Genomic DNA, 6,896 nt, shown 5'->3' on the forward strand with positions numbered 1-6,896 from the left:
TCTATAAATCCACACCAAAAAGTATAGAGCCTGAAAACCCTAGTTGTATTGAAGATGGATAAAGTCTACTTGAAGAGATAGAAGAGAAGTTTTGCCATGAAATCAGCTTTTTTGAAGATTATTTTGAGGCTGGGCATAAACTTGATAAATTTAGTTAAGATTATTGTTCATTAATTAATAGCGCAGTGGTTGAAGTGGCCTCAAATGGCGTCTTAAGGAGGTTAGGCATCAATTTGATAAATTAAATCAAGTTTATTGCTCGGTAATTAATAGCGCAGTGGTTGAGTGGTCTCAACCTACGTCTTTCGACTTGTTTGAGGCCTACTCAACTAAAGACTTGTTTAAGACCTACTCAACTGTGCGGGGGTAGGCCAACGAAGCGAAAATTATTCAATTTTCTACTTCTGGTCAATCCCAACTGACGGGGGTGGGCAGACGACGTGAAAATTATTTAATTTTCTACTTCTTGCCCACTCCCTAGCTTTTGTAGATGGAGGTCGTTAGACTATTGTAGGATGACGAAGTGAAAATAGAAGATAACATTCTACTTCAATAGGATATTATAAATCGTACAAGGACTATTAATACTTTTAAAAACTCGAAAAGTGAGCAAAAGTGAAATTTATACGCCTTTCTATTTCTTGCCCACTCAATTACTGAGTTTTTAATTAGTAATCAGTGACTTGATTGCATACCGAACTCATGAAAAAGCAGTAAATACAACTTTCCAGTCGCGATATTTTTGACAGATGCAACCAAACAAATGATTATTTTGCTTAGCAACCAGAGGTTAAAAACCTTGAGACTTAAACTAAAAATAAAAGTTACAATAAGATTACCCAATTTGTTGCAAGTAATTTTTATACTAAAAGCTTAAATATTATAGTATGGGGTTTCTTTTCTTGCTTTAATATGATGTTTAGCATCATTGGCACGTTTAACCAAATCAGCAAAAATAGCTAAACTTTGTTCATTATTTTTGAGTGCATTCAATTCAGGATGCCATTGTAACCCTAAAATACTCTGATTGTTTTCAAATAATTCAATCGCTTCAACGACTTTGTCTTGACTCCAAGCCGATACGGTTAATCCGTCGGCGACATCTTTAATGACTTGGTGATGGAAAGAATTCACATAGTCGCCTGTTTGAAAGATTTTAGCAATATGTGATTTTTCTTTTACAGCAATAGAATGAGTTGGATGATGGGGCTTTGTTTTTTGCACATGTTGAATGGTAATGTCTTTGTTTTCAGATAAATCTTGATAAAGTGATCCGCCTAAAACAACGTTAATTAATTGTAAACCACGACAAATGCCTAAAATCGGTTTTTGTTGTTTCATTGCTTCTTTTAACAATAAGATTTCACTACGATCACGTTCTGGGGACGTAGGGCCAATGACCATGCGCGGTTCTTCATTATATAATTTAGGTGATACGTCTTCACCACCGGTTAATAATAAGCCATCTACAATAGAAATCAACTCTTCAGCATTATCTGTGTCCATGATAGGTAAGATAATAGGTGAGCCACCTACTTTTTCGATAGCCTTGCTAAAACCTAAAGGCGAATAATTAACATTAAAAGGTTGTGCACTGGATAATAATGAAATATTTCCGGTGATACCGATTACTGGTTTCATGAAGTTCCTCCTTGTAATATATATTTAAATTTAAAATGTTAAAATTATTCTTTCATTATAACGTATTAAAGCTTTTACGCAACCTTTACAAAGCTGTAATGAAAAAATGGTGAAATAAGTGCTCTGAAATAGTTGTTGTGGCATGAAAGTGATGGTGTCATTTATCTATCATAATAATCGATAAACTTGTATAAATAATCATTATTAATTACAATGAAACTACATTGATAAATTTGAGAGGGTGTAACAGATGAAATTAGTTGTATCAGAAGCTGCTCAGGCATGGTATGCAGAGGAAATGGGTTTAACAGCCACGACTGGTATTCGCTTTTTTGGTAAAGTCTATGGTAATTCACCAGTTCATGAGAATTTTTCATTAGGGATGGAAGTAGCCGAACCAAGCCGACCTTTAGTCATGACTGAAGTGAAGGGAACTAAATTTTTTATTGAAGAAAGTGATGAATGGTATTTTGACGGTTATGATTTTTATGTAGACTATGATGAACAATTACAAGAACCTACATATCATTATGAGCCAACTGCCGGTTCGCATGCACCACATGCCGATGATACAGTCGATACGGCCACTGGACCTTCTAAAAAAGACCAAGCCTAAATAGATTGTCTCATAGTAGTGAGCCAATAGATATTAGAATAAATACCATGTGGAATAGAATTATTATTAAATAGAAGGTCACGTAGTAGTGAGCTAATAGATTTGTGTGTATTAGTTTAGAGATATCGTGACTTTTTAATATGAATTCAGAGGGACTACCTAGTATTCATAAAAATAGGTATAATAATTAATAAAAAAGGAGGTTGCTATGAAAGTACAAGAGGCCATTAAACAGATCAAGAAGGGAAATTTTCAACCTAATTATTTATTATTGGGCTCTGAAAGTTATTTACAATCTACTTTTATGTCAAGTTTGACTGCGACACTCTCAGCAGCGGATGAGTTAGACGTGATGCATATTGATTTGAATGTTGATACTATACAAGCTGTATTAGACGAAGCGGAGTTATATTCTTTTTTTACAGAATACCGTTTGATTATAGTAGAAAATGTGACCTTCTTAAATGCCCAGCCTAATCAAAAATTAAGCGATTCTGAACAAAAACAATTAATCGCTTATCTCGATAATCCTAATCCCAATTCGATTGTGGTTTGGCGAGTAAGTGCTGATGAGTTAGATAAACGTAAAAAGATTACTAAAGCATTTAGTGCCAAGTCTACAATTGTTGATGTTGCTACCATTAAAGAACAGGATGTCAAACACTATTTAAAATCATATATTCAAGAAAATAACTTAAAGATTACTCCCGATGCTTTAAACGAATTATTGAATCGCGTTCAATCTAATTTAAGTACTGCCATGTTGGAAATTGTTAAATTAAAAAGTTATGCCATCAGTGGGAAAGAAGTAACGATCGACGTAGTTCAACAATTAGTACCACGCGTCTTAGAATCGGATGTATTTGAACTAACCAATGCTTTATTAAGCCGAAAAGCAGCAAAGGCTAAGCAAATTTATGATGATTTAATATTGATGAAACATGAACCGATTGCGATTTTGGCCTTGTTAATCTCGCAGTTTCGTTTAATGCTTCAAGTAAAGTTATTGTCAAGTACCGGACAGTTAGAACAAAATATTGCCAGCCAACTAGGGGTTCATCCGTATCGTGTGAAATTAGCAAATCAATTAGCAGTAAAATATCCCTTAAAAGATATCCAAAGGTTTTATCAACAATTAATTGAAACGGATTATCAAATGAAGACGGGCATTGGGGATAAAGAGATGTATTTTTATTTATTAATGACTCAATTTATGCAAATGAAATGAAAATATAAAAAAATAGCCGTTAATTTCATATTAAAACTTGCATTTAAATTAAAAAACGATTAGAATTTATTTATAAATTTAATTGAGGTGATTTGATGAACAAAATTAAAATAGGTATTATTGGATATGGCAATCTGGGTCGTGGGGTAGAATTGGCTATCGCACAACAACCAGATATGGAATTAGTAGCGATTTTTACCCGTCGTGATCCCCTAACAATTGAGCCACAAGATCCAGTAGTTAAAGTTCATCAAATAAATGAGGCCCAACATTTTCAAGATAAAATTGATGTCATGATTTTATGTGGAGGATCTGCAACGGATTTGCCTGAACAAACGCCGGAATTTACTCAATGGTTTAATACTGTCGATAGCTTTGATAATCATGCGGAAATTGCCCAACATTTAGCAAAGGTTAATCAAGTGGCAACAAACGCTGAAAAAGTAAGTGTTATTTCAACGGGCTGGGATCCGGGTTTATTTTCATTAAATCGGGTACTCTTTTCATCGATATTAAGCAATCCACATTTTGATACATTTTGGGGCAAGGGGGTATCGCAAGGTCATTCGGATGCGATTCGTAGAATCGAAGGTGTTCAAGATGCTAAACAATATACGATACCTGTCACAAGTGCCATTGAACACGTACGTTCTGGTCAGACTCAGCCGCTTACAGCACGTCAAAAGCATCGTCGCGAGTGTTTTGTAGTATTAAAAGAAGGGGCGGATGAGGAGAGTGTTAGAGAAGCCATCATCACGATGCCAAATTATTTTGAACCTTATGAGACGACCGTTCACTTTGTAACTCAAAGGGAATTAGATGAGAAACACTCTGGATTACCTCATGGTGGTTTTGTGGTAGCCAGTGGTCAAACAGGTGTTAATAATCAACAAGTGATGGAGTTTAAATTAGATTTGGATTCTAATCCTGAATTTACAGCTAGTGTCTTAACTACATATGCAAGAGCGGCTTATCGATTGGCTAATGAGGGGCAATTTGGTGCTAAAACCGTTCTGGACATTCCAGTCGCGTTATTATCGCTTGCCAGTCGTGAGGATTTAATTCAATCATTGTTATAATAAATAAAAAGATTTCTGTGCCGATAGTCGTCATCAAGTGAATTTGATAGAGTAGCACAGAAATCTATTTGTTTAAGAGTGATTACCAAACTTTATTAGTTAATCCTAATGATTGGATAATAATAGAAGCCGATTCTTCGATACTACGTTCCGCAGTATTTACGACTAAACACCCTAATTTTTGATAGAGTTCGCTTGAAAACTTTAATTCTTCATTGACTCGTTCCATTGAGGCATATTTAGTACCTGATGGTAAACCATATTCTTTCATACGATTTTCACGATGTAAATTGACCACGGTATTTGAAGTCGTTAATCCAACTATTTTCTTGGGATCAATTTCGAATAAGACTTTAGGTATAGTGTTTTCAGGGATTAGCGGAAGATTAGCAACTTTATAGCCCATGTTGCCGAGATACATACTTAAAGGGGTTTTACTTGTTCTTGAAATGCCTAGTAAGACAATGTCGGCCTCAATTAAACCATTAGGGTCTTTTCCATCATCATAACGCATACAAAACTCCATTGCGCTCACACGTTCAAAATATTCTTCTGATAAATCGTGTTGAGCACCGACTACTTTACTCGGTTCTTTGGATGTGCGCTTAGTAATCTCATTAAGAACTGGTTTCATTATATTGAAGTATGTTAATTGATGTTGTTCGCAATAATTCTCAATGTATTCTGCTAACTCGTTATTAACCAAGGTTAGTAAGAGGATACCGTTACGCTTAGTCGCTTCCTTTAATATTTCATCTGCAGATTCTTTGTTTGAAATAAACATAAATTTATGCAATACTGTAGTAACAGTAGGAAATTGGGCAATGGCTGCTTTGGCTAATTTACTAGCAGTCTCACCAATCGAATCGGAGATAATATAAAAATCTATTTTGTTATTTGGGTTTTGTGTTTCCATTAGGAACCTCCTGAATGATTATTATTTTAACTATACCATAAATGTGAGGGATTTAAATGAAAAATCATCATCATTGTCGTGATCATGAGCATTATGATGTGCGTGAACAACAAACAGTTGAAGAAATAGTAGCAGAAGGCTTAAAAAAATTCAAAGAGGCCGGTTACAAAAAGACCAAAAAGCGTGAAGAAATTTTAACTTTTTTCGCAGAAGAAAACCGTTATATTAGTGCACAAGATGTCCATCAACATATGGTCAAAAAATATCCTACGATGAGTTACAATACGACTTACCGTAATCTGTATGACTTCGTTGAAACAGGCTTATTAGAAGGAACAGAATATAATCAAGAACAAATGTTCCGTATCAGTTGTGGAGGGAATCATCATCACCATCATTTTATCTGTACTAATTGTGGTGTTGCGATACCTTTAGATGCCTGTCCAATGGATCAAGTAACAACCAATTTATCAGATGTTGAAATTGAATGGCATCGATTCGAAATCTTTGGAAAATGCCAAAAATGTAAAAACTTGGGAGTAGACCAGAAGTAGAAAATTGAACAATTTTCGCTTCGTTGACCTACCCCCGCACAGTTGGGAGTAGACCTCAAACAAGTCGAAAGACACTGTTTGAGACCACTCAACCACTGCGCTATTCATTAACGAATAATAATCTTGACTTAAATTTATCAAGTTTATGGCCTGGTTTATTCTCACTTGATTTTACACAAAGGTTTCATTTTTTTGACAAATTGTGATATTTTTTCAGGAAACAGTTGTAAAGTTTATGAGATTTGATATAATTATAAAAGGACTTATTAGATAAATAATAATCTAAGAAAGGTTACTCAATGCTTGGAGGGAGGGGAATCATATGTCAAAAACAGTAGTTCGTGATAACGAATCATTGGATGACGCTCTTCGTCGCTTCAAACGTAACGTTTCTAAAACAGGTACTTTAAGAGAAGCTCGTAAACGTGAGTTTTACGAAAAACCATCAGTAAGACGTAAGAAAAAATCAGAAGCAGCTCGTAAACGTAAGTTCTAGAAAACGTCTTGAGCGATATAGACAATTTGATATATCAAGAAGATTTAAACACTACTCAGTAATGGGTGGTGTTTTTCTTTTTGTTATTTGCTAATGAATCACTTAAAAATGCTGTCTTTTACTTATCAAAAGAATTTCTAAGCAGGTCATTTCGCAATTTTTCGACACAAAATAGTTTTTCACAAACTTTCATTTTTCTAAAAGCGATTAAATATTTTCATAGGAAAGGTAATTTCACAATGTAAGCTTTCCAAATGGTCAAAAACAGTAAAAAATCTCAAAAATACCCAATTTTTGTTTTCATAAATTTTCAGTGAGGCTGGGCATAAACTTGGTAAATTTAGTTAAGATTATTGTTCATTAATT

General features: G+C 34.5%; 7 protein-coding genes. 5 read left to right on the forward strand and 2 right to left on the reverse strand.

The window, feature by feature from the left end; translation table 11 throughout:
- Positions 1 to 873 precede the first annotated feature (873 nt).
- On the reverse strand, positions 874 to 1,641 hold the full coding sequence (locus tag HMPREF2811_RS10430; RefSeq protein WP_066126853.1) for a gamma-glutamyl-gamma-aminobutyrate hydrolase family protein: 768 nt from the start codon (positions 1,639 to 1,641) through the stop codon (positions 874 to 876).
- A gap of 250 nt (positions 1,642 to 1,891) precedes the next feature.
- On the opposite strand from HMPREF2811_RS10430, the gene HMPREF2811_RS10435 reads away from it, so the two are divergent.
- The 3 genes from HMPREF2811_RS10435 to HMPREF2811_RS10445 all read left to right on the forward strand — a co-directional run bounded on the left by HMPREF2811_RS10435 (position 1,892) and on the right by HMPREF2811_RS10445 (position 4,564).
- Positions 1,892 to 2,257 (forward strand): HesB/YadR/YfhF family protein, encoded by a 366-nt coding sequence (locus HMPREF2811_RS10435; protein ID WP_071409275.1) that lies wholly within the window; start codon positions 1,892 to 1,894, stop codon positions 2,255 to 2,257.
- Between the two features lie 208 nt (positions 2,258 to 2,465).
- Positions 2,466 to 3,485, forward strand: coding sequence for a DNA polymerase III subunit delta (gene holA / locus HMPREF2811_RS10440; protein ID WP_071409276.1), 1,020 nt, complete (start codon positions 2,466 to 2,468; stop codon positions 3,483 to 3,485).
- 95 nt (positions 3,486 to 3,580) lie between these two features.
- Positions 3,581 to 4,564, forward strand: a complete 984-nt coding sequence (locus tag HMPREF2811_RS10445; protein WP_071409277.1) for a diaminopimelate dehydrogenase — start codon at positions 3,581 to 3,583, stop codon at positions 4,562 to 4,564.
- Between the two features lie 82 nt (positions 4,565 to 4,646).
- On the opposite strand, the gene HMPREF2811_RS10450 is transcribed toward HMPREF2811_RS10445, so the two are convergent.
- Positions 4,647 to 5,480: a pyruvate, water dikinase regulatory protein gene (locus HMPREF2811_RS10450; protein WP_071409278.1), complete on the reverse strand. Its 834-nt coding sequence runs from the start codon at positions 5,478 to 5,480 to the stop codon at positions 4,647 to 4,649.
- A 56-nt stretch (positions 5,481 to 5,536) separates the two neighbouring features.
- Here HMPREF2811_RS10450 and HMPREF2811_RS10455 point away from each other — a divergent pair, with 56 nt between their 5' ends.
- Entirely contained in the window at positions 5,537 to 6,034 is a 498-nt protein-coding gene (locus HMPREF2811_RS10455) for a Fur family transcriptional regulator (RefSeq protein ID WP_084802137.1), read from the forward strand.
- Positions 6,035 to 6,356: 322 nt separating this feature from the next.
- Entirely contained in the window at positions 6,357 to 6,530 is a 174-nt protein-coding gene (gene rpsU, locus HMPREF2811_RS10460; protein ID WP_066126806.1) for a 30S ribosomal protein S21, read from the forward strand.
- Positions 6,531 to 6,896: the final 366 nt, after the last annotated feature.

Origin of the sequence: Globicatella sp. HMSC072A10 (assembly GCF_001811625.1) — a bacterium.
Classification (GTDB): domain Bacteria; phylum Bacillota; class Bacilli; order Lactobacillales; family Aerococcaceae; genus Globicatella; species Globicatella sanguinis.